Raw genomic sequence first — 575 nt, 5'->3', positions numbered from 1 at the left:
CAACAGCATCGAGATCAACATCAAGAAGCCAAATTCTCCTCCCCAGGAACTGACAGCAGCCTCTGAGGAAACTGAGTCAAACGGCCGAGATGATGAGAACGGTGAAGAGAGCTCAGGGGCACGGGATGTGGAGCTGGATTCGGCAGAGCCACAGCATTTTACAACAACCGTGACTCGGTGCAGCCCAACCGTGGCCCTGGTGGAGTTTTCTTCCAGCCCGCAGCTGAGGAATGAAGTACCAGAAGAACAAGACCAGAAGAAGCCAGAAAACGAGATGAGCGGGAAGGTGGAGTTAGTACTGTCCCAGAAGGTGGCAAAGCCAAAATCCCCAGAACCGGAAGCAACCTTGACATTTCCATTTCTTGACAAAATGCCTGAAACCGACCAACTACATTTGCCAAATCTCAATTCTCAAGCGGATTCCCCAAGCAGTGAGAAGTCCCCCGCGAGCACGCCTTTTAAGTTCTGGGCGTGGGACCCGGAAGAGGAGCGTAGGCGACAGGAGAAGTGGCAGCAGGAGCAAGAGCGCCTGCTCCAGGAGAGGTATCAGAAGGAGCAGGATAAGCTGAAGGAGG

1 protein-coding gene is annotated in these 575 nt (G+C 53.6%); it reads left to right on the top strand.

The genetic code is table 11. The features are described from left to right. Positions 1 to 575: hypothetical protein (locus R7E38_RS23190; RefSeq protein WP_318082195.1), on the top strand; the 575-nt coding region annotated here is incomplete at both ends.

Origin of the sequence: Vibrio sp. Vb2131 (assembly GCF_033338535.1) — a bacterium.
GTDB lineage: Bacteria > Pseudomonadota > Gammaproteobacteria > Enterobacterales > Vibrionaceae > Vibrio > Vibrio alginolyticus.
Note: the sequence above shows the minus strand (reverse complement) of the source record. Positions and strands in the feature narration are given on the sequence as shown.